16 protein-coding genes are annotated in these 24,892 nt (G+C 44.7%); 3 read left to right on the forward strand and 13 right to left on the reverse strand.

The window, feature by feature from the left end; translation table 11 throughout:
- Positions 1 to 46 precede the first annotated feature (46 nt).
- Positions 47 to 496 carry a dCMP deaminase family protein gene (locus EIZ48_RS16000; RefSeq protein ID WP_160653395.1) on the reverse strand — a complete coding sequence of 150 codons (450 nt, stop codon included), beginning with the start codon at positions 494 to 496 and terminating at the stop codon, positions 47 to 49.
- 272 nt (positions 497 to 768) lie between these two features.
- Between EIZ48_RS16000 and EIZ48_RS16005 the strand changes: the two genes are divergently transcribed.
- Together EIZ48_RS16005 and EIZ48_RS16010 are read left to right on the forward strand one after the other, a co-directional pair.
- Entirely contained in the window at positions 769 to 1,743 is a 975-nt protein-coding gene (locus EIZ48_RS16005) for a DUF2860 domain-containing protein (RefSeq protein WP_160653397.1), read from the forward strand.
- A 376-nt stretch (positions 1,744 to 2,119) separates the two neighbouring features.
- The gene (locus EIZ48_RS16010; RefSeq protein WP_160653400.1) at positions 2,120 to 2,347 is read left to right on the forward strand and encodes a hypothetical protein; all 228 of its coding nucleotides are present in this window, start codon (positions 2,120 to 2,122) and stop codon (positions 2,345 to 2,347) included.
- A 215-nt stretch (positions 2,348 to 2,562) separates the two neighbouring features.
- On the opposite strand, the gene EIZ48_RS16015 is transcribed toward EIZ48_RS16010, so the two are convergent.
- From EIZ48_RS16015 to EIZ48_RS16030, 4 genes are all read right to left on the reverse strand, one after another.
- Positions 2,563 to 3,921, reverse strand: coding sequence for a glycoside hydrolase family 30 protein (locus EIZ48_RS16015; RefSeq protein WP_160653403.1), 1,359 nt, complete (start codon positions 3,919 to 3,921; stop codon positions 2,563 to 2,565).
- Positions 3,922 to 3,989: 68 nt separating this feature from the next.
- Positions 3,990 to 5,993, reverse strand: a complete 2,004-nt coding sequence (locus tag EIZ48_RS16020) for a methyl-accepting chemotaxis protein (RefSeq protein WP_160653406.1) — start codon at positions 5,991 to 5,993, stop codon at positions 3,990 to 3,992.
- A 141-nt stretch (positions 5,994 to 6,134) separates the two neighbouring features.
- Positions 6,135 to 9,380, reverse strand: coding sequence for a glycoside hydrolase family 3 protein (locus tag EIZ48_RS16025; RefSeq protein ID WP_160653409.1), 3,246 nt, complete (start codon positions 9,378 to 9,380; stop codon positions 6,135 to 6,137).
- A gap of 88 nt (positions 9,381 to 9,468) precedes the next feature.
- Positions 9,469 to 10,704, reverse strand: coding sequence for a carbohydrate porin (locus EIZ48_RS16030; protein WP_160653411.1), 1,236 nt, complete (start codon positions 10,702 to 10,704; stop codon positions 9,469 to 9,471).
- 925 nt (positions 10,705 to 11,629) lie between these two features.
- Here EIZ48_RS16030 and EIZ48_RS16035 point away from each other — a divergent pair.
- The gene (locus EIZ48_RS16035; RefSeq protein ID WP_160653414.1) at positions 11,630 to 12,628 is read left to right on the forward strand and encodes a LacI family DNA-binding transcriptional regulator; all 999 of its coding nucleotides are present in this window, start codon (positions 11,630 to 11,632) and stop codon (positions 12,626 to 12,628) included.
- A gap of 42 nt (positions 12,629 to 12,670) precedes the next feature.
- Here EIZ48_RS16035 and EIZ48_RS16040 read toward each other — a convergent pair whose 3' ends face one another.
- From EIZ48_RS16040 to EIZ48_RS16075, 8 genes are all read right to left on the reverse strand, one after another.
- Positions 12,671 to 15,217, reverse strand: a complete 2,547-nt coding sequence (locus EIZ48_RS16040) for a glycoside hydrolase family 3 protein (protein ID WP_160653416.1) — start codon at positions 15,215 to 15,217, stop codon at positions 12,671 to 12,673.
- Positions 15,218 to 15,274: 57 nt separating this feature from the next.
- Positions 15,275 to 15,718: a hypothetical protein gene (locus EIZ48_RS16045; protein WP_205298595.1), complete on the reverse strand. Its 444-nt coding sequence runs from the start codon at positions 15,716 to 15,718 to the stop codon at positions 15,275 to 15,277.
- A 5-nt stretch (positions 15,719 to 15,723) separates the two neighbouring features.
- Positions 15,724 to 19,173 carry a 1,3-beta-D-glucan phosphorylase, GH149 family gene (locus EIZ48_RS16050; protein ID WP_160653419.1) on the reverse strand — a complete coding sequence of 1,150 codons (3,450 nt, stop codon included), beginning with the start codon at positions 19,171 to 19,173 and terminating at the stop codon, positions 15,724 to 15,726.
- Between the two features lie 67 nt (positions 19,174 to 19,240).
- Positions 19,241 to 20,218 (reverse strand): ABC transporter ATP-binding protein, encoded by a 978-nt coding sequence (locus tag EIZ48_RS16055; protein ID WP_160653422.1) that lies wholly within the window; start codon positions 20,216 to 20,218, stop codon positions 19,241 to 19,243.
- 11 nt (positions 20,219 to 20,229) lie between these two features.
- The gene (locus EIZ48_RS16060) at positions 20,230 to 21,186 is read right to left on the reverse strand and encodes an ABC transporter ATP-binding protein (RefSeq protein WP_160653425.1); all 957 of its coding nucleotides are present in this window, start codon (positions 21,184 to 21,186) and stop codon (positions 20,230 to 20,232) included.
- A complete protein-coding gene (locus EIZ48_RS16065) occupies positions 21,183 to 22,130 on the reverse strand; it encodes an ABC transporter permease (protein ID WP_240152993.1) in 948 nt (315 codons plus the stop codon). The genes EIZ48_RS16060 and EIZ48_RS16065 overlap by 4 nt, the downstream gene beginning before the upstream one ends.
- A gap of 42 nt (positions 22,131 to 22,172) precedes the next feature.
- Complete coding sequence (locus EIZ48_RS16070) at positions 22,173 to 23,147, reverse strand: ABC transporter permease (protein ID WP_160653431.1); 975 nt, start codon at positions 23,145 to 23,147, stop codon at positions 22,173 to 22,175.
- Between the two features lie 54 nt (positions 23,148 to 23,201).
- The gene (locus EIZ48_RS16075) at positions 23,202 to 24,839 is read right to left on the reverse strand and encodes an ABC transporter substrate-binding protein (RefSeq protein ID WP_160653434.1); all 1,638 of its coding nucleotides are present in this window, start codon (positions 24,837 to 24,839) and stop codon (positions 23,202 to 23,204) included.
- Between the last annotated feature and the right edge of the window lie 53 nt (positions 24,840 to 24,892).

Below are 24,892 nucleotides of genomic sequence, written 5' to 3' on the forward strand. Positions count from 1 at the left end.
TTATGCGGTGGCCTTCAGATAATTGTTTTAATCACTCATCGCGAGGTTAGGACTGGGATAACTCATCAAGCGGCAGCCAGTCGACCTCAACACCCGCCTGGATAAACATATCCTGGCTGACTTTGATTTTATCTCCCCAGCGAGAAAGAAAATCTTCCGTCTGCTCCGGGCAGTGCACCGCTGAAATACCGGTTTGAATAATTTTTGCTGCGCAGTTAGGGCAAGGGAAATGAGTTACCCAGATATCACTGCCCGCCAGATCACGCTTGGCAAACAAAATGGCATTCTCTTCAGCATGCAGGGTTTTTAGCAGCTTCATCTCACGATCATCGGTGTCGGCACTGTCCGAGATACCGTGCGGATAACCATTGAATCCAACCGAGACGATTCGGTTACCGTGAGTGATCACCGCACCCACCTGTGTCGAAGGATCTTTACTCCAAGAACCGACCAACTCGGCCATTTGAAAAAAGCGCACAGCCCATTTAGAAATCATGTTCTTTACCTAATTTTGTCGATTTCAGTTATTTTGCAAAACTTACCCGCTCACCTCAAGACCCAAATAGAACATAATTGATAACAAATATTCATTCGAGTCATTTATATACCCAATAACCCCACCTTCAGGTAATAACATTAATTTTATTAAGCAAGAAAATGAACTACTCCGATCACTTGTCAAATTAAACATAGCAATTTGAGAAGACATTAATTCGACAACATCTATCGATAATTTCACCTTGAACTTACGAACAAAGAGAATTCGAGATGAAAAAAACGTATCTGGTTTGCTGTATGGCACTCATTAGCGGACATACAATGGCTGAATTAGGCGAACCTGGCTTCTCAGGGGAAGTTTCTGCGCTTGTGGGATTTGGTTCAACAGAATCCAATTTCAATACAGACAGTGATAAAACAATCAGCAATGTCGAAGACTCAGGTAAGTCAGAATCTGAGGTATTGGCAGCGCCTCTCGGCCAGCTTCGCTATACATTCGGTCAACTGGACCACCATCAAGTTTTCATCGGGACATCACGAGAGGATATCGCAGTTGGTGATTTTGCACTGGAAGCCGGTTACCGGTATGGGCTGACAGAAGAGTCTTCCATTGCTGTCTCATTCCTGCCGACTATTATGGGCGGTGAAACATGGGAAGATCCGTATCTGACAGGTACCAATCGCCAGACAACTGATATTTCAGGCAACGCTTACCGCTTTCAATATGACAGCATCATGGACTCTCCATTTTCGTTGGATTTGGCCTATTACACAAAAGATATCGATACTGAGCGATCGGGCTCCCAGTACACCAGCGAGCAACAGAAACAACTGAACCGAAACGGTAACGGGTTTTACTCAAAAGCATCCTATAAGTACATGATTAACAACTCATCGCTTCTTCAGCCAGCACTTATTTATAAGACGTTCTCGGCAGATGGTGATGCAATGTCAAATAAAAGCTACGGCGTTGAGCTGTCTTACATAAAGTTTGTCAATCGACATGCTTTTTCTATCTCTGGTAAATATCTCAATACAACTTTTGATGCCATCAACCCTATATTTGATATCGAGCAGAAAAATTCCGAGTACAGCTTCTTCGCCGGATATGAATACGACGAGTTTATGGGGTGGGATGACTGGGCACTCAATGCTATCGCCGGCTATGACATAAAATCTTCAAACATCAACTTTTACGATGAAACCGAATATCTGCTTGGTGTCGGCGTGACCTATAAATTCTAATGATTTTGTGGTCCCCCTAGCTATCATCTTAGCTAACAAGCTCCGATTGCTGTAAAGCCCACACCTAATGTGGGCTATGAACTAATCTTTTCACCATACGGCTTTGCGACTTAGGGGCTGGGTAGGTGCATATATACCTGAAATTAAAGCAAGAGTATTTTATCTTTCCTATCAGAATATCGACGGAAACTATACTGTTTTGATAACTATGTTTTAATTTGAAATATTTCAGATACACGGATATAGCCATTCGCCAGCATCCATTGAAAGCGCACTAGTCGTGGACAGTAGGTATTGAGTGAATATTCATGCACTCACAAAATAAACACCTATAATTACTGTTGATCACAACAGGAAAGAGAGTAAAGGTGTTCATATGAAATGGTTAATTTCAACATCAGTCGCTTTATTTTTGTTATCACCACATGCAATAGCGGCACAGTCAACTGAGCCAAACCTTAAAGATATCCAGCAAGCGTGCAAACTAAAGCAAGTCACTCATCGCTGTGAAGTTGTTAACACTGAAAAAAATATCACTGGCATTTGTATTGATGCGCAATGGTATGGATTAATCTGCTCTGAACGTAAGAACTTAAGCAAATAGAAGTAAAAGTTAAGGCTATAAGTGTAGCCTTAACTTTTACTTCTAATAGAAAGCGCTTACTTAACCATTGCCACTATTCATTTAGAACTCAAGCACACCATTACATCTAACAAACTGATATTAATGAATTTAATGTCGCGATGCATTTCCAAACCCGAATACCCCGCGCAAGACTGTGAAAAAATCAGTCTTGCGCTTTTTTAATGACTATTTATTTAATCAATAATCAGAGTCTGAATAGATCGCGCTGGCATTTTTACATAACAGCCTCGCTCAAGGTTATTCAACGCATAAACTACGTCACGATCAAGACGATTCATTATTACAACAACTTTTTCGCCGTTCGGATTCAGAAACGCTGTTGCTTCGAGATCATCACTGGTAGTCGCTATGGCTACACGATACGCACCACGCTTTATAAACTTTGAAAAATGACCAAAATAATAATATGACGGGTTATAAATAACCTCATCCTTCAGAGTATCTCCAATAACAGGTGCACTACATAGGTTGTTCACATGATTGGGGCCGCCTGTTTCATCGAGAAATAGGTTCCAATCGCACCAAGCACTGGTATTGTGATTCAAGTCGTTGATCATAGAATGAGCATAGCGCTCTCCTACCTGCCACTCGCCGATATGCGGACCAAATTCCTGACAGCCTTCGGTGAACCATATTTTTTTATCTGGATAAATATCGTTCACTAACTTAAGGTTGTCATAATTATCCCCCATATACCAATGGATACCTATACCGTAAACGTACTTAGAAGCGTCAGCATCATCGAACATTTTCTGTGCTCTATCATAAGCTTCAGCGCGGTTGTGATCCCAACACACTATTTTGATATGGCCGAGTCCTTCTTGCTCAAGGGTAGGACCAAGATAATCACGAACAAAATCCCGTTCTTCTTCAGCGGTATATACACATGAATCCCAAACCTGTGTTGCCGCGGGTTCATTCTGAACAGTAATCGCGCTGACAGTCACACCTTCATCTTCCATCGCTTTTATATATTTGCAGTAATACAAAGCCCAGGACTGGCGATACTCAGGCTTCAGCTGCCCGCCATTATTCATTTCACCATTAGTCTTCATCCATGCAGGTGGACTCCATGGCGAAGAGAAAATGGTGATCTCTTCCTCAGATAGCGCCTTCGCCCAATGGATCATAGGGATAATTTGTTGCTTATCACGCTCAAGAGTAAACTCATTGAGTTCGGGATCTTCTGTCTCGCAACATGCCCAATTACCAAGGGAAAAGTCACAACTATTGATATGAGTTCGACAGAAGTTGTACCCAATCCCCTTTTCCGGATGAAAATACGCTTCCATCATCTTTCTCTGGTTCGTGGAGCTCATGCGATTTAGTACATTCGCAGCCGACTCGGTAAAAGCGCCGCCGAAGCCCTCCCATTCCTGGAAAGTCTTTCTATCATCCAAATAAACGACAAACAGCTCGCCAGCATCGGTATACGTGATATTCCCATCCTGCTGATATCCTTTGCGCAGATCATCCACCGGTACCTCGGATAACCTAAAGTCCGAATCTTTTGCTGTTAGGTATAATTTCATGATAGCTCCATGTTGCTTTTATATTATTACGTGCCTTAAGAGCACCTACTCCGAAATATTTGTTTCTGTTACACCTTAAATCTTGTTACGAGCTGATTTTGCTCCTGGGCAAGTTCATCCAGCTCCCTGCTTCCCGCTGAGACCAACTCCATTGACTGATAATTGGCATCCGCTATGTGGCTAATATCTTCAAGGCTTCTGGCTATAGAGTGAGTCGTTGTGCTTTGCTCTTCGGCAGCTTGAGCTATGTGACTGCTCATCTTACTAATTTCAATGATAATTGCCTGAATTTCCTCCATAGCAGAATTAGCATCGGAAGACTGCGTTATGCTCTTGTGCATCTCGCTGACACAGCCTTGAATAACCGTGGATGCGTGCCCGGAGCTCTGTTGCAAGTTCTGGATCATACTTTCTATTTCTGACGTTGAATCCGTCGTTTTTTTGGCAAGTACCCGGACTTCATCAGCTACGACAGCAAAACCACGCCCCTGCTCCCCTGCCCGTGCAGCTTCGATAGCAGCATTTAGCGCCAGTAAATTAGTTTGATCGGCAATATTACGTATAACATCTAAAATCGAACCAATATCGCTGCTCATTTCCCGAACTTTTGAAACGACAGCGACAGACTCGTCGAGCCGTTCGGACAGTTGGTGTATCGTCGAAATGTTGCTGGCCATTACGCCCCTGCCTGTTTGGGCAGCCATTTCAACGTCTCGCACTCTTTCTGTAGAGCACTGTGCACTGCCAGCAACATCTTTGACCGACTGCTCCATTTCTGTCATTGCTGCCGCAACTGCAGCGGTTTGCTGGCGCTGTTCATTTAACCGAACTTTGGATTCCGTTGTGGTTTCCTGGTTTTTAGTTGCAACCTGTCTTAGGTTGCCCAATGCTGCACTTAGCTGGCGTAGAATATCCTGAAGATTTGAAGCTAGCGTATTAATATGTGAACTAAGCTGATTAAACTCAATAAAGCTATTGTCGTGTACTCTTTGTGTCATATCACCATCAGTCAGTGCTTCAAGCGTTTTTAACATCACGACTAATGGTTTACGGACATTATTTGCCAACAACCAACCAAGTATAATCGCAAATACAGTGACAAATATGCCCATTAAACTAGCTTGGGTATAACCGTTACTATAACTCTCATTCGCATTTTTTATCGCACTTCCCATTAAGCGTTCAGCTTCATTACGAAATGTGTCTAAAATAGCCATGGCCTGATCGATTTCATCAGTGAGCACGGAGATATTGGTATATAAACGAGTAGTCGCTTCGACATAGGAGAAGTGTTGATCCAGCACCCCTCCTTTATTTCCGATATCACGGGTAAACTGTTCAACGGATTGATCAAATTTACTCTCTAATGATGGTAACTGAGCAACTAGGCCTTTATAAGCATAATTTAAGCGTGTGACACTGCGTTTATTATCTTTCAGAGCCTTTGAAATAATATCGACATTGTCACTGGCCAGAGCATCAGAAGTAATTTGTTCGGTCTGTTTAAGCTTAATAAAGTAGCTTTTGGCCATCAGCTTAACCGCCACATTATCCTGATTGCTAATGTACTCCCTCATCCCAACCCGTAACTCTGTTTGCAGCTGTTGGAAACGTCGAGCAGCTTTGTTCCGCTCTTCATCCGCAATCAACTGAGAACGGTAGTTGCCCATTGCTACATAGGCTTCAGAAAAGTAGCGTTCCTTCAGAGCTGCCAACAAGGCGACTTGTTCTGCAAGTGTCGAATTACCCTCAGAAACATCAGATAATTGCCCTAGAACGATATCAAAACTGTCATGGGCCAACCTGTACTTTTCAGCATATGCTTGCATTTTCTCTGTATTATTACTGACCAAGAAGTCTTTAAATAGTTTATCCGCAGCTAATAGCCTGACACTGGTTTGGTTAACCAGCGAAACTAGAGGAAATACATCTGACGTTACCGATTCTAACTGATCATGGATTCGTTTAGTTCCAGTCAACATCAATACAACTGTCGAGACAAGTAAAAGCACCATTAAAGCAAACCCGGCATACATCCGCTTAATTACCGAGGTTTGTCGTTTCTTTCTCATATTTGTTTTATTTCCGTGAGGCACTACCAGCCAAGTAACCCCAAGCAAAAGATAATTAAAGCATTACTATCTTATGCTTGGGAAAAATAACGATGGATTAGATGATAATGTGGAAGGCAACACGCACCTTCCATACCGGTGTTACTTAACTAGCCGGACATTTTTTATACTAAAGTGTACCCCGGCCTGAGATGCTCCCCAGTCTGGTAAAATGGCCAATGGTTTATTCACTTTTTCAATATCTAACGTACCTGTATTTAAATCAGAAACAGGAACCGAGACATGATGCCATTGCCCAGTCACATAGTGAGGCAATGAGTAATCTTCACCACTTGTATCGCCTGATTCCATTTTAATCACCAGGCCAGGACTTGGAGTTTCACCCACATTAGCTGGTGCCCCATAGGAGTGAATGAACAAATCAAACTCAAGCGCACCTGAATCACTATAATTGACAAGATTCTGAGCATCACCTTCGAGAATCACAATTCCCTTATATATCTCAGGACTTGTTGCATCATAGACAGCTTCAACGGTGTGTTCAGTATCACCATCCGCCGGGCTAGTAACGGTTACATGGCTATTTATACCTGCCCAAGTATCTGTTCGTGTCTGCCATGTTGTGACAGTTGGTTGCCAAACACCCCAGACATCTGCATCCGCATCGTCTAACGGCGTTAATGGCGGCTCAGCCAGGGCTGCACAATTCACCTCTTCATCAGCCGCATCCAGACTACGAGGAACAAAGCGGATTTCACCAAGATCAAACTGCATAGTACCGTCAGTCGTCAGCAGAAATGGTGTATTGAGCATCGAAAACTCCATTCCTTCCTCAGCAAAGCAACTGAGCGCAAACTTCATTGTTGTCCACTCAGTAGAGACTGCCGGCAACACGTCATTGATCTTAATATCACCAAGACATGGCCACTCACAGTGCATCGCTAGCGTGACATCAGCAGCCGCTGGCTGAATCATTCTGATATCAAACTGAAGTGTTGCATCAGCATTGGCATAAGCGTTCTTATCAACCGCCTTCTCATCTTGTGTCTGTAGGTAAACCTGAGCCACATCACTACCATCAAACGTAATGTTGATAGCATCCTGCTGGTGCTTATAGTTGATTGGTGTGGTTGTTATTGAGCCAGTTGTAGTAACAGAACCATTTGAAACCTCAATGCCTGCCCAGCTGCTTGCTGGACCACCAATTTTTGCAGCAAACTCACCGGCAGACTGAGCTCCGTATATTTCCAGGTTAGATGTAGCAACTCCATTATCTGGCGCTCCCTGACCACAACCGTAGTCACGAGCATCTAGTGGTAAGTTGTTTAAGTCGAACTCGGAACTCTCCGATGAGCTATAAGAAAGACCGGCACCATAAGGGAACAAAGGTTTATGCTCACCGACAATATCCTGCTCGGTTGCCGGAATCACATAATCGGTGATGTTAGGCGCAACACGGTTTATGGTTGTCGAGCATTTTTTCATCGGCCACGAGTAAGAAAGACGGCCCGTAAAATCTTTACCGTCTTTGCTGAACAAGACATCGGTAATGCCACCAGCTTCAGTACCCGGTAACCAGGCTGCGACAAAAGCATCGGAGTTATTAATCTCCTCGTTGACATATAGCGGGCGCCCTGAATAGAACACCGTAACGACTTTCAGACCTGCCGCTTTTAGCTCTTTGATTTTATCCAAGTCCACCTGATATGAATTTTTGAGAGAAGCGAATTCCAGCGTCTGGTTAGATTTAATATCCCCGAACATTTCGGCGTATGGATCTTCTCCAATGACGACGACTGCGACAGTATTCTCCGTTACCTCGCCGATATCGGTAATGATATTTTCAGCACCAACTACGTCTCCCAATGCCATCTGCATGGTTGTTGCACCTGGAAAATCATTTTCAATGGTATTTTCATTGCCCTGCCATGTCAGCGACCAACCGCCGGTCTGTTTCTGAATGTCATTAACGGCACTACCGGCTATAAGGATTTTCTGCCCGTTGGAAAGCGGCAGTATGTTACCTTCATTTTTTAATAGCACTAAAGACTGGCTAACCGCTTCCCGCGCCAGCGCTCGGTGTGCTGCAGAACCCAGCAATTCTTGCTGGCCAGCCAACTCACGCTCAGACGGCATAGGTTTTTCCCAAAGGTTCGCACGTAGCTTTACGCGCAAGATCCGACTGACCGCATCATCGATACGTACCATTGGTATCGTGCCGTCATTAACCTGGGCAATGACATTATTGTAAAACGCCTTCCAGTCACTATTGGCGGTAACCATGAACACATCGTTACCGGCATTGACTGCTGCCGGGCAGTTAGAGGCAGTACAACCATTGATTTCACCCTGGCCATTCCAGTCGGTAACAACAATACCGTCGAAACCCATTGTGTTTTTTAATACATCAGTGATCAGGTACTTGCTGCCGTGAATTTTCTTGTTGTATTCGCCGCTTCCTGTCAGATCATAATTCGCATCATTGTGCCAAGAGTTGAATGAGGACATCACCACCTGAGCACCGGCATCCAAACCGGCGAAGTAGCCTGTCGCATGGATATTTCTCAAGTAATCTTCACTATAATGATTTTCGCCACGGTCAGCACCATCCAACGTGCCTCCGTCACCCACCCAGTGTTTGACGTTTGAAATAACATTGCGCTCGCCAGCCAAGCCCTCAGAACCGCCTTGAATACCTTCAACCATCCGGCTTGCATACTGGTAGATTATTTCCGGATCTTCCGAATAACCTTCATACACTCGTCCCCACCGGTAATCTCGCGGCGCTGCAACGGTTGGCGCAAATGTCCAATCCAAACCAGTTGCTGCAATTTCCTCCGCCGTTACCTTACCAATCTCATAAATCAGATCCGGGTTATTTGCTGCGCCCAGCCCGATATTATGAGGAAAAACCGTCGCTTTAAATACATTATTGTGGCCATGGACGGCATCAGTTGCCCACATAAAAGGAATTCTAAAACCACGACCAGAATAAGCATCCTCCAGCGCCAGCCAATATTTATCCGACTCTTTGGCCCAGTCTTCCGCTGTAGAATATTTATTCTCATTTGGCCATGCACCGCCGCCATTGAGCAATGAGCCTAACTTATACTGTTTTGCTTCTTCTGGCGTTACCTCAAGAAGATTGGGCTGGATCATCTGCCCAACTTTCTCTTCAAGTGTCATTTGCGACAGTATTTCAATAATCTTACTTTCAATTGCTGCTTTTTTTTCTACAGCACTGTTAATTACTGGCCATTCTGAAAAATATGGAACCTTTGACTGAATTAACGCATTTCCATTAACGTCAGCATCATCTGAACTATTACAACCCGACAAAACCGCCAATGCGATTAAGCATGGCAGTATTTTTTTATTATTATTCATTATCTAGCCTTAAGGTTTTTTATAAGAGAATACGAGTAAGAGCAGCCTTCTTATCGGCTGCTCTAATACCTTGAGAATTAAGTCAGAATTACCACCATGCTTCCCACATTGCGCCTACGGCAACTGTGTCACGCGTCGTATCACCAGAACTCAATGAACCATCACCGGCCACCTTGTTATCCGCTTCCCCGACTGTTGCGTAGAAACGAAGCATCGGACGATCCCAGGAGTTCATACCAATTGCGATGTTTTGAGAAAGAGTTACTTTCCATGCTGAGTTTTCATCAGCATTATCATAATCAACCAAAGAATAGCCAGCTTCTAGCCATGTAGAGTGGGTATCATCCCATGAGTGCATTGGACGGATGATGGCACTGTAGTTAGTACGGTCATCAGCCGCATCACTTGCACCATCATTGTTGTGGTAGGCCACCAGGTAGTCCATCGATGAACGTTCACCAAGAGAAACGCCACCTTCAAAACTTGCATAGAGTGTATTTAGATCATCGGTTTTATTGAAAACAGAATTATCTGAATTATCGGTATAGCGAAGGCTAAGTTTGTTGCCATTAAAGTTGAAAATAGTGCCGAGCTGGTAAGCATTGTCTAGTTCAGCTTCATCAGATGATTCATCAGACAGTCCATAGTTAGCGTAAATATCAAGAGTTACACTTTCTGCCAGACGGATATCATGCAACCTTGTGGTAAGTGCATAGTCACCATTATCACCAGTACCAGTGAAATTATCACCATCAGTTTGCGCTACGAAGCCCACATCAAACTTTACACTACCCAGCTCAAGGTTCTTAATACCCGCACCCTGTCCATCGTGAGTCATGAAGAAGTAATCATTCAGCCCCTGTTGCGGGCGCTGATGAAAATCTCGCCCCGCCCAAATATAGGCATTAGGTTGTGACGGAATAACATTGGAGACGCCGGCATAAAACTTTTTCAAAAAGACGTCAGCATTACCCACACTATCTGTAAACTCATCACCACCAGCGGTTTGTGACTCTATCGAACCTGGCATTTTCCACCAGTTCTCCATCATCACGACGACATCCCATTTAGTCCCATTACTACCCTCAAAGCCTTTTGAGAACTGGAACTCCCCCCCATTGCTTTCATTCCCGAGACGACCCGCAGCGTTACCAGCAAGCTGCCCGTCAGCAAAGACATAGTCATTTCCGTCATTTTCGTAGTGGAACCCATAGCGTGCGTAGCCTGTGAATGCAAAATCGTCTGATTCAGCATTAGCAAGATGAGAAACCGATAACGTCGATGTTGCTAATAGGCATGCAAGTGTAAGGTTTGATAATTTCATTCTAACTCCAAGAATTGTTATTTCTATTTCCATAAAAAACGAGAAAGAAAGCGCTTTCTCCAAAGGGTAAAAAAATAGTTACTTATCATGAAAAACAGGCTATCTCAGCAACAAAGACCATCAAACAACAGCCAATTGCTTATAAAACACACTACCGAGCACCTTTAAGCCAGAGTATATGAATAAATATCCCGCAATAAAGTGATCAAAATCACCAAAGCAAGCGCTTTCACGAGATCAAACTCACACCACAAGCAAAAAAACACAACTATCACAGAGTGAGACAAACATCACACACAAGAACACTTACATCTAAGTTGTTGATTTATAGGCTATAAATAAAAACCGACTAGCAACTCAAATGACTACAGAAATAAAGCCGAATAAACCGTACCCGTCTCCTTCCAAACACTCCTTTCTCAAACATTTCAATCATTCATGAACATCAGAGAGTAAAGTAATATAAATACCTAACAGTAAAAGCTGGCAAGAAAACCTACTTTTATGCGAACCAATTACGAAAACCTGAAAAGCACTTACTCAATAACTGGCATTGATTTAACAAAAGAAGCGACTAAAGCCATAAACCTCTTAGTAACCAGTGAACTAAAGACACGCTAGGTCGTACATTTATCTGCAGTTTCATAATACAACTCACACCATAATCCTATATAATCAATAGCTTAAAAAAGGCATCACCAACAGGGATACAATGTATACCCCAAGAGTTAAATCTCATTTTCAATTAGCCGCTCTAGCCAGCTAGAAAGCGCTTGCTTAAAATTGTTATGTAGCTCAAAATTACTAAACGATATTCTATTTTCTCGGTGATGCCGAAGGTAGAATACTGCACATGCCACCCCGACTCAGTGGTTCTGAGTCAGTCATCAAAATGATTTGTTCCATTCGTTGTAAGGAAGTTTCGTTGATCACAATAAAAGAAGTCTCTGAACTTGCACAAGTTTCTCAGTCAACAGTTTCCAGAGCCTTAAATGGACACCCAACAGTCAAAGAATCCAACAGAGCGAAGGTTTTTGCGGCCATTGAACAGCTTGGCTATAAACCAAATGCGTTTGCTCAGGCATTAGCTTCAAGCCGATCAAATAGTGTAGGTATGCTCGTCGGCTCTTTGGATGGCCCATTCTACGGTCCACTCATGCACATGGCTGAAGACACTGTTCGCCAAAAAAACCTTCATTTAATAGTTACCAGTGGCCAGGAGTCCCATGACAAAGAAGCCGACTCCATTCAGTTCCTGCAGTCTCGTCAAGTTGACGGCCTGATTATTCATTCTGACCAATTATCAGATGATGAACTAATCAAAGTCGCTAAACAAACGCCTTCAACGATTATCTTGAACCGCTATATACCTGAGTTATCAGACAAGTGCATCTGTATCGATAACGAGCTTGGCGGCTATCTTGCCACCAAGCATTTACTGGAAAGCGGACATACCAAAGTGGCCAGTATTACCGGGCAAATGAGCAAAATCGACAGCCGAGACCGATTGCAAGGGTATAGAAATGCGCTGGCCGAATTTGGCATCGAATATAATGCCAATCTGATTGTAGAGGGACGCTTCGACCATAGCGGAAACCATGAAGCAGTTAGACGACTTCTCGACCGTGACAGCGACATTACTGCCATTTTCTGCCAGAACGATAATATTGCATTAGCTGTCTATGATGTTTGTAGTGAAAGAGGCATCACTGTCGGCAAGGATCTCTCAATCGTCGGTTTTGACAATGATACTTACAGCCAACACATTCGTCCTAAGCTCACAACAGTTAACTTCCCTGTTCTCGAAATGGGCGTCGAAGCGGCAAAAGGCGTGCTCGCGCTATTAAATAACGACGCCTATCAACTAAAAACCAAGCTTACCCCCGAACTGATCTGCCGGGACTCAGTTTGCAAGCAAGATTAATCGCGAATGGGGCCTCCTCCCCATTCGTTTAACTCTATTTGCTTACGCTAACACCCAGGCAATACGACCGATATCGAACTCGCTCGGCCCTTCACAATGCAGACTGAATGGCCGACGATGGCCTACTTTGCTCTTTTGACCATTCAGTAAATCGCGACCGTATAGCTTCACCGTTTTCCACTGTCCCAAAGGTGACATCTGCCATTTTTCAAGCGACAGCAGAGAAGAATCAGCAGCAACAATTGATATCGAGCCATCACTTAAGATATCTCGTACACAGATATCAAGCTCCAGATAGTCATTCTCTGAAACACAGATTTCATCATCGCCTTCCAGTTCAAGCGAAATAGTCAGTGACTGCTCCCGCTCAACCCGAACTCGCCGTGCATCCTGTTGATGCTTATAGTTTACCGGAGTAATTGAAGCACCATCAAAAGCCATTCCGGAGTTTGATGAAACTTCTTTCTCTTGCTTTAGCATCGAGCCATAAACTAATAGCCGGCATTCTGTATCCGCATCAACGCCAAACAGGGAAACCACCGAGTCATCCTTATCCAACTTAGAGTCGGCGCTATCTAAGAGCAGCTTATTGTCAGCTAAACCTGGGATCAAATCCCCCTGGGGAGCGCAATAGGACAGCCCATAGCCATAAGCAAATAACGGCGCATGCTCCCCATGTTTATCCTGCTCATAATCTGGCAGAGCTATCCCCGGACGATCTCGGTTAATAGCCTTAGAATATTTCTTATTAGGCCAACTAAACGCTAACTTACCTGTAAAATCGTAGTTAACCTCTCCCGAGGTACGTCTAAGTAATACGTCAGATATCCCTACTGCTTCTGAACCTGGCAGCCAGGCTGCAACAAAAGCTTCTGAGTGGTTTATTTCATTGTTAACATAAAGCGGCCGCCCGGAATACAGTATCGTGACCACCTTATAGCCCAGTTGATTAAGCCGTATTACTAAATCACAATCTTGTTGATAAATACGATGAAGTGATGAAAACTCCAGAGATTGCCAATACTTTAAATCACCGGCCATTTCCGCATAAGGTGATTCACCAATTACCACAATTGCAACATCAATATCTGCTTCTTTCTCATCCGAACCATCACCGAACAGACTAATATTCCCACTACCGATTGTTGCTTCCAATGCCTGTTTAAATGTCGATGCGCCCGGAAAATCGGCTTTGGTCGTTTCAGTTCCCTGCCATGTCAGGCTCCAGCCACCGGTTTGTTTTTGAATATCATCAGCCGCACTGCCTGCAAGCAAAACTTTCTGTTTGCGGGACAACGGCAGAAGATTATTATTGTTTTTTAGCAATACCAGCGACTTACGAACAGCCTCACGGGCGATTTTCCGGTGCTCAGGCGCACCGAGTAAACTCTGGTTACCAGCAAGAGAACGGACCAACGGTGCTGGCTTTTCCCATAACCCTGCACGCATTTTTACCCTCAGGATCCGGCGGACAGCATCATCAATACGTGCTATCGATACCTCTCCGGCCTGTACGCCATCAATCAAATTATGATAGACCGCCTGCCAGTCCTCCCGCTCCGGTACCATCAAGATATCAATACCGGCATTGACGGCATAATTTGCATGGTCATGACGACAGCCGCACACTTCTGCATGCCCGCTCCAATCCGACACCACCAAGCCATCAAAACCCATTTTAGTCTTCAGGACATCAGTCAATAAATACTGGCTGCCATGAATTTTGTAATTGTAGTCACCACTATCCGCACACTTCCCTTCGCCATGATCGTAATTAACAGGGTTTTCCCAACTATTAAATGACGCCATTACTGTTTGCGCACCTGCATCAAGCGCACTGAAGTAACCGGGGCCGTGAATATTAATTAGTTCATTTTCCGAGTATCGGTTTACGCCTCGGTCAACGCCTTCCTCGGTGCCGCCGTCACCGATCCAGTGCTTGACCGTTGCCAGCACTTTGTGGTCAGTTTTTAATTCAGTGGCTGTACCCTGCAATCCCTCAACCATTTTTCCGGCATACTGCCATACAACCTCAGGATCTTCAGAGTAGCCTTCATATACTCTCCCCCAATTATAATGACGGGGGGTGGCGACTGTCGGAGCAAAAGTCCAATCCAACCCGGTCGCCGCGATTTCTGTTGCTGTAATCTGGCCAATTTTCCTTATAAGCTCTGGGTCACGGGCTGCCCCCAAACCAATATTGTGGGGAAATACCGTGGCCATAAAAACATTATTATGACCGTGTACGGCATCTGTCGCCCACATAAAAGGAATTCGAAACGTTCGCTTGCTAAACATCGCTTCAGTTGCCTGCCAATATCGGTCAGAAAGCGCAGCCCATTCAGAGCCGCTGGCATAGCGGTTATCCTGTGGCCACCCTCCTCCGCCATTAAGTACCGAGCCCAACTTATATCGGTGAATATCATCATCCGTCACTGCCCGGTGATCAGGCTGGATCATCTGGCCAACTTTTTCCTCCAGAGTCATCTGTCGCAGGATTTTCTCAATGTTAAGCTCTTGCTGTACGTCCTGTTTTACCTGCGAGGCCACTACTGGCCAATCATGATATAAAGGCGGTTTATTACACATAAAATCCTTCCAAAAAAAAAAGGCAGTTAAACTGCCTTTAAAATGAACTGACGACAATTAACCCCATAAACTTGATGCTAATTGCCCCAGCTTGTTGCGGACAGTGTTATCAATCATTATCTTTGGTGAATTAAAATCGCTGGTATCACTATTCTCTATAATAAGAACCTTGCCATCTGCACTCAGCGTGTGGGTGTGAAATACACCTCGCTTAATGTTGTAGGCCCTATTCGGCTCCATATTCCAGCAGGCAATATCAGCAATATTATTCTCTTTATCGACTTCTGCACAGAACAAAATGCACTTTCCAGACAGCAGGACAAAGACTTCATCAGTTTCGTTGTGACATTGAAAATTATCTATTTTGTCAGTCTCTAACTCATCAATATAATTCAGTATCGCAACCCGCCATGATTGAAAGTCAATCACCGGCGAGTAACCCGCTTCGTTATATTCTGACACTTCTAATAGATGATTAGTTGCCTTCACTTTATTTCCCACAACACTTAATCCAATAAAAGTGATAATGGGATAGACACAGTGATCTCTTTAATTTCACCGGTACGGGCAAATACTTCGCGGCTAATCTCATCACTCAGGCTCGTACCCGGTAGATGAAGAGTTTCGCTATGTTTCAGAACGATGCTGACCTGCCCTTCACCTTCTTCCTGAACCTTATAAACAACAGGAACCTGACAGTAAGTAAATGCCAATGACCTTTCTGGCAGGATCATTGTCTGATTCTCGCCATCAAGATTAATGAAGTCAAAACGGCCGCCAGCAGAGATGAACTCGGATTTTCGCAACAAAGACGGTTTAAACTGAATTACGCCCTCTTCAACACATACCCCCAGCTCGCCAAAGCGTGTCAGGATCTCTTCTTTCACCTGCCCCGTCATACCAGGCTGTTGGGCACCGGCATGTTTAGGGGTGTGCGAATAAGGATCCGTCGGGAAGGCACCATAGCTTTCCGGCGTTTTATTAAAACCAATCCCAGAACGCACTTTGTAATAATACTCGGCCAGCTTTTGGGTCACCTCTGAATCCGGATCATTTTCCCAGGAAACGAAGTAGTTTTCCTGGACTGCAAGCAGCAACTTGGAAACCATATGCCAGTAGATACAGCCCAAGCCTTCATAACCAAACATGGTTCCGGAGCGCCCTGTAAACGCCTGATGGTTGAAGACTTCTTCGTAGCAATCAATCACATCTTTGACCGACTCAGAGTCGGTATCCTTATAATCTGGCTCGATGTCACTCAATGCTGCCAAGAGGAATCCTGCATTTTCGAAGTCAGCATTAAAGTGGTAATCGCCATCAGCGTCAGGTTCAACCAACCGGTGGTCACCGTTATGGACCATATTTCTTAGCAGCGCATTACTGTATACGCGCGAAGCAGGAACCTTATTCTTATCGATAAACCAGCTCAACTCCCGGTCTGGATAAAGCATGAAGCTTTGCTGATCCTCGCGAAACATTTCACTGTCATAAAGATTATCCAGCAAATCCACAGCTTGGGCAGCTGTAAGCACCCCCGAACTCAATACTGCAACTTGCCCTTCAAGCATCGGATATAGCTCATTGACACTGGCGCTTTCAGACGAGTAGCTGATAATGTTATACGAATTAAACAACCCGTCCTGACGTCGGTTGGCCGCAATGCTTTCATCTATTACAGCCAAGCTGACATCAAGCAGCCCGTTGATAAGCTGACTGTCAACTTTCGTCTTTCCAGAGAAACCGCCATTGTTATAAACTGTTGCCCGATAATCACCCGAAGCACCTGCAAGCTTATTCAACAAAGCTTTGCGCGTCTGCCTGGTGATGCTCTTACGTTTTAGCTCTGTTCTTGCCTCTGTCAGTACTTGCGCCGTAGCAATAATCCAATCAACCAGTTCAGATGATAAATAAACTTCGATTGCTTTATCTTTCAATAAGCCTTGCACAAAGGCAACATAGCGGCGCATATAATAAAGCGTCACCATAGACAAACCGTTACCCACGATGGCATTGTTGGCATCATTCCATTCCGGACGTTGGGTATTAAGCCAAATACCACCATCAACTACCAGGTTACCCAACTTGGCCAGAAGAGGGACCATCAGCTTCTCGGTCAGGTTGACCAGATAAACATCACCGTCATCATTTAGCAGTAATCGGCCGTCACTCCCCAGCTCCTCAACCTTTTCATCAATAAGATCGTGTAGCTCCTGATTGAAATCGACCGTGTTTTTCGGATCGTCGAACAACGCATTTGCCTCTTTAATGACATAAGGCACATTGGCGTAGCTGAAAATGTTGCTGGTGAGTAGCGAGCTCAATTCCTCAGGCTGATATTTTTTGGATAGCTCCAAAAACTTCAGCAAATAAATAATCTGGTGATCCCCCCAGTAGCCGATGTTACTCCACGGGTCTTCTGGCTCCAGGATCTCCCAGTCGACTCCCTCTTTGGTAATTCGGTATGGATTATAACCATCGGCTGTCGAGGCATTAACGAACTTGGCAATAAATGACTTGATAAAGTTAGGATAACTAACAGCAAGAGCCTCCCAGTTCTGGAAAATATCACGCCAGTTACCCTGATATGACAACAAACGCTCGCCGTTCGTATCTTTTACTTTAATCTCGAAATGGTTCCATGGGCGACTCGGGTCACCGTGACGACGACCGAATGTCAGTGGTAGATACTCATAGCAAAGACGCACAAGCTGGTTATCATTTTGCTCTGTCGCCAAAGAAAGCAGCTCTTCGTATCCAATACGCTCTGGTAGCCCAGCAGTAAAATCGCTATTGCGAGTTGCTACCGTAATATTGGCGTTGGTCAGAGTCTTGATAAAATCTTTTTTATCAACCCAGTAGTTATCAACAACTACACCACCACGCATATTGTTAAATAATACGTTAGCGTAATGGTGAACCGATGTTTCTTCTTCTGCAGTCTTCTGCCAGGCATCACTGCCCGCCATCAGCATCAAGAGCTCTTTGTGGTTTTCTTTGACTGAGCGATTGATATCACTTGCGACGGCCTTAGCAGCCGCCAGGCTCTGTTTCAACTCGACAACATCGGTATGAGTCTGATCGATATCAGCAACGATCTGCCAGGTATTGTCTTCCCCGTTCTCAAGCTCACACTGCTTACAGATGAAATAGGCACCACGCAGGCCGCGGCGAAGTGTTTCTGTTTCTACTTGACTGCCGCGGCGGAAATCTCCAAGTTGCTCGCTGGATAACAAGATTGCCTCATAGTCACCCGCAATACTGAATACCGTTGATGCACGTAGTGATTCTGCAGGGTCGGCGCGATCGCTTAGTTTTGCATACATACTATAAGTGGCTAGGGCCGACTCAGGCAGCAACTCATTCCATTTATAGGCATCCACAAGTGCGCTGCGATCTTGCATTGCCGATAAAGGAGCGCCGGCAGGAAGGATATTCTGAATGCCATCAATAAGCTCCAGCTTTGCCGGCTGCGATGCAAGGTTGGTCAACGTTGATGTTCTGACAAAACCATATTTATCGCTGGTGCACCATTGGTATTTAAAGCTAAGCGATAAATCGGTATTCACTTCCTCGAAAACAATCTTATCACCCGCTGCATTTTTATATATATTTCGTTGGACTTGATAGCGGCCATCATGATGAACGTTAAACGGTTCCCATAATTTGACACCATCTTCGCGAGTTACCCTGATGAGGGTTTTACTCCCCGTGTTCTCGGCACTCTCATGAATATAATCCACTGACTTATAGGGGAACAATGCGTTTTCCGGTTTTACTCGTCCCGCAGTTAAACTGCCTGTAGACGAAATAAACAGCCAGTGGTTGCTTGCCGATACAACGCTGATAAAAAAAGGAGCCATGTGATCGGCATTTTCAATCACATAATACTTTTCGCCATCAAGAGTGACGAATTTACCAGCAACATCGCTGGATTGTTTATAAATCTTACTTGCCATGATATTTAACCGAAGCTTGTGAAAGCGCTTTCATTGTTGCGCAAATAAATGATTAACTATGACCCTATTAGGCGTGATGACACCGAATGTAATGATCAGCAGCAACTTGAGTAACGGAAGGCATCGTCTTTGTACAACGTTCGCTTGCCCGAGGACAGCGCGCTGCAAACGGACAGCCATAACTATCAGGTTTCCAAAGCGGAATTTCGCCCTTCTTGGCGCTCAACTCACGACGACCAGACTTTCCAGCTTCTGGTACTGCAGACAAAAGCAACTGGGTATACGGGTGCTGCGGAGTCTGGGTAACCTTATCGCTATTCCCCCACTCCACCATATGACCAACATACATCACCGCTGTTTTTTCAGCGAAATAACGGGCTGTCGCAATGTCATGGGTAATGTACATAAAGGAGATACCGTGCTTGTCTTTCAGATCTGACATCAAGTTCAGAATCCCGAGCCGAACAGACACATCAAGCATCGAAATCGGTTCATCGGCCAAAATGACTTCCGGTGAAACTGCAATCGCACGAGCAATTGCCACCCGCTGGCGTTGCCCGCCGCTAAGCTGATGCGGGTACTTTTCTGATGTTTCTACCGCCGGGTTCAGCCCTACCATTTCCAGCAGTTCATAAACCAGTTTCTGCACATCTTTCTTGCCTACTCGATTATGAATAAGCAGAGGTCGGGCGATATGATGATAGATATTATGTACGGGGTTAAGGGAACCAAACGGGTCCTGGAAAATCATCTGAACCTGACGGGCGTATTCAAGGCTACCATGCTCATCGGTATACTCATGTAACGGCTGGCCTTTGAAATAAATGTCACCGTCGGTTTGATCATAAATGCGTGTTAAGATACGGGCTCCCGTACTTTTACCTGATCCTGACTCACCTACAATCGCCAATGCTTCTCCTTTGCACAGTTCAAAAGAAACATCATTTACGGCCCGCATGTACTGATCTTTACCACTTCCGATCGGAAAATCTTTAACCATATTTCGTACAGAGAGTACGACTTCTTTATTCTCTATCGTATCCATCACTTAATTCCTTATAACCGGTGGCATGCAGCCTGGTGGCGTTCGTTTAGCTGCAGCAACTGAGGCTCCTGCTGCTTACACTTAGCAAAGCACTGGCTGCAACGCTCTTGAAAATTACAACCGACAGGGATTCGGAGCAGATCAACCGGATTACCCGGAATACCGTAAAGTCGCTCTTTAGGGCCATGGATAGTAGGGAACGAGGCAATCAAGCCTTGTGTATAAGGATGCGATGGTTTGCCAAATACCGTCTCTGCGTCACCAATTTCAATCATGTTACCTGCGTACATCACACCAATGCGGTCTGCGATCTCACCCATCAGACTCAAATCGTGGCTAATAAACAGAATTGAAAACCCAAACTTCTCCTTTAAGTCGTATAACTCATTGAGAATTTCCCGCTCAACCACAACATCAAGTGCTGTTGTCGGTTCATCCATAATGATCAGCTTAGGCTCAAGGGCCAGTGCTACAGCAATAACAACTCGCTGTCTCATTCCCCCGCTCAGCTGATGGGGAAAGCTCGCCATTCGATCACCATGAATACCAACAATCGCCAATAGCTCAACGGCTTTCTGATGGGCCTCATCGTACTTCACTTTTTTATGAGCAATAATCACATCCACCAGCTGCTCACCGATAGTGATGACCGGGTTTAAAGAGTTCATGGCGCTCTGGAACACAACTGAAACATCTTTCCAGCGGTAATCTCGTAGTTCCCGGTCCGACATTTTCAGCACATCACGCCCTTTATATAGGATCTCGCCTTCTGAAATGAGTGCGGGAGCCTTGTGCAAACGCGAGATAGCAAAGGCCAGAGTACTTTTACCGCAACCTGACTCACCGGCTATACCGAGTGTTTCACCGGGGGCGATACTTAGGCTGACATTGTTAACAGCGCGGGCTACTCCGTTAGGGGAAACATAATCGACACACAGATCATTAATCTCTAACAGCACATCTTTCATAACAAACCTCGGCGTTGATCAGCTTCTTTTTTCAGTTTTTTCCACAGCTTCATGTGTGGGCCCGTTTTAAGTTTTGGATTGCTCACCTGATCAATCGACATATTGACCAATGCCAACGCTCCCCCTGTTACCGCCAGAGCAGCGGCAGGCACAATCATTTCCCACCATGCGCCGGTATAAAGTGACGATGAAGTCTGTGCCCAATAAAGCATCGATCCCCAGCTCACTTCGGTAGCATCACCCAGGCCAAGAATACCCAAGCCTGCTTCAGATCCCATGGCATAAATGACCGTTCCCAGGAAGCCACCAAATACGATTGAGACAAGGTTTGGCAGAATTTCGACAAGAATAATCCTGATCTTTGATTCACCCATAACTTCTGCTGAAATTATGAATTCTTTATTTCTGATTGCCATGGTTTGCGACCGGATCACTCGCGCTCCCCAAGGCCAGGAGGTAACCCCAAGCAATATTGTTATCACAACAGAGCCGACCTGCCCCAGAAATGCAGCCAAGACAATAAGTAATGGGAGTTGAGGGAAAACCAGAAACACATTAGTGACAAAGTTTAGCCACTCATCGACTTTGCCTCCCATATACCCTGATGTCACACCAATTGCTACCGCTAATGTCATTGCGATAAGACCGGCTGAAAGGGCTACAGTCAGTGACTTACGCGCTCCATATAACACCTGACTATAGACATCGCGACCACTTCGGGTGGTACCCAGAACATGCTCGGCATTAGGGGCGACATGTGGACGTGCAACACGCTTGTTCGGATCATGGCTGGCCAGTACCGGGGCCATGAGGGCTCCAATCAATACTAGCGAAATCAGCAAACTACCAATAATTGCTGGAGGATTACCATGAAAAAAAGCGTGCAACGTAGAAGCAATGTTTTTGCAGCTCTTCAAAAATGAATTTGATTTCTGAACAGACATATTATTGTCCATCGATTCAATTAACTTGCTCATATTCAAACCTTATTTAGAAATCCGAGGGTCAAGCCAGACATAAAGAAGGTCTGCTACGAAGTTGGCAGTCAGTACCGCAGTTACCAGAATCAGCAAGATGGCCTGAATTAACGGGTAATCCCGGGCAATGATGCCTTTCAGAAGAATATTCCCCAATCCCTGATAGTTAAATACGACCTCGGTCATAATGGACCCAGCAAAGGAAAAACCGATGGCCATTGCAATGGCGGTTGCGACAGGAAGAATAGCGTTTCTTCCGGCATAGCGGTACATAACACGGAAGCTACTCAACCCCTTGGCTTCGGCCATTGTGACGTAGTCTTCACCAAGGACATTGATCATCGCGTTACGCATATTAAAGACCCAGGTCGCAATACCGACGACAATCATTGAGCCCATTGGCAACACAGCGTGTTTAGCTACACTGCCAATAAATTCCATGTTGAACCCCGGATCCAGAGCAGGATCGTAAGTATAGGCAAGCGGAAGCACTTCAAGCTGCAAACCAAAGAAGTAAAATAGCAATAGTGCCGTTACGATATAAGGAAAGTTGCTGATGAAGGCCAGTGTTGGCGGAACAATCTGGCCAAAAAGACCTTCACGACGATATGACGCATAGGTACCGATAGAAACCCCGATAATCAAGGCAACAATCAGAGAGCCCAATGCAAGAAACATTGTCCATGGCAGAGCCTGACCAATGACCTCAGTAACGCTCACAGGGAACATTAATACTGAGGGCCCGAGATCCAATGTAAATACACTTTTTATATAAGCAATATATTGTTCAAATACAGAGCCATCCACAAAACCGTACATCTCTCGAACTGCATCCATCTGAGCTGGATCCATACGGCCTTGAGCGGCAGCAAATAAGGCGTCGACCGGGTCTCCTGGCATCAACCTTGGAAGTATAAAATTAAAAGAGATTGCTATAATGAAAGCAACAAAATAAAAACTGAGTCTGCGTAATAAAAAGCTCATAATAAGTCCCAGAATTTAAAGAGCCATAAACTGGCTCTTTAAATTGATTTGCAATTACTTAAGGTGAAGATTATTGAGAATTAATACTCGCTTACCGCCATCATACCAAACAGGCTGAACATACGGATTCTCTTCACTCGGCCAGCCTGCAATTTTCGAACTGTTATACTGGAACCATGTTGGATTAGAGAATAGCGGAATAAACGGCAGATTTTCGGCAGTAAAAACCTGAAGCTCATCGAGGATCTTCTTCTGCTCAGCCGGAACCTTTGTCTTACCGAAACTATCGATCAGGTTATCAATGTCTGGAGAATTCACCCCATGTCCTGCGTGCCAGGTTTTACCGATACGGGATGTCGAGAAGTACTCCTGATAAGCAAGAATCGGGTTCGTCGCAACCATCGACCAGTTAATTGACATCTTGTATTCACTATCCTTTAAGGACTTGTCATATACAGCCCAGTCAACTGTCTTAACATTCGCTTTAATACCGATTTCTTCATAGTACTCAGTGACCATCTGAACTACCTGAATCCAGTCGGTCCAACCATTCACAACCTCGATATCAAATTCAATGGTTTTGCCATCAGACATATCCCTGAAACCATCACCATTAAGATCTTTGTAGCCTGCGGCATCAAGCAACTGTTTCGCTTTGTCTGGATTGTATTGGGTTAGCGCCTTGTACTTGTCTGTAACGCCTTGGCTGATATGGGTACTATATAGCTCTCCGATACCACCGGCATTAAAGTTAGGTGTCGGATAACCGTACGCGGCTATGTCGACAATAGCTTCACGGTCTAGTGCCATGGACAGCGCTTTGCGAACTTTCAGGTCATCAAACGGCTTTTCTTTCGTATTCACATAAAGGTGAATCGCATCATTTGCAGGATACCAATAGTGGTTATTTTTAGGATCTGCGGCAACAAATGTATTATCAATATCAGCGATAAAGTTTGAGCCCCATTCAATCTCACCTTTCATTAATGCAGGTTGAATTTGAGAGTTATCGTTATAAGAACGATAAGTCAAACAATCGAGATATGGGCGATTCTCAATATAATAATGCGGGTTACGGCAAAGCTCCATTTGCTGTGACTTCACATATTTTATCGTGGTCATAGGACCACTACCGATAGGACTAGGGTTAGTAAACGTTGTTAGGTCTTCAACCTTACTCCATACTTTCTCTGGCACCACGTGATAGGCAGGTAGCGACCAGATAAATGTTGAGTCAGGCTTCTTGAGATCGAAGACAACTGTCGTCGCATCTTTGGCAGTTACACTTGTCAGGTTCCCACCACTCCAGATTCCCTTCTGGTCAAATGCAGGCGCATCTTTGGTCATATTAAAACTGAAAGCCACGTCTATGGCTGTCAAAGGGGAACCATCTGACCACTTAAGCCCATCGCGAAGCTTTACCGTAATACTCTTCAGGTCATCAGAATATTCAACTGACTCAGCTAAACGATACTCCGTTTTACCTGTCATGTTGTTAAATACTAACAAGGGTTCAAACATCACCCCATGAAGCAAGTCTTTGGTCGTATATGGGTTAAAGTTATCAACAAAACCCGTACCGATAATTGGCACTGTCAATGTTCCACCTTGCTTGATCTCGTCAGCAACTGCAGCATTTGCGCCTAACATCAAGCCGCATACTAAGGAAGCTAATACCTTTCTACTATGCATTACATAATCCTTCACATTTGGAAAATTCAAAACAGAAAGCGCTTTCTTTTCTG

The sequence above is a fragment of the Photobacterium alginatilyticum genome, assembly GCF_009910675.1.
Lineage (GTDB): Bacteria > Pseudomonadota > Gammaproteobacteria > Enterobacterales > Vibrionaceae > Photobacterium > Photobacterium alginatilyticum.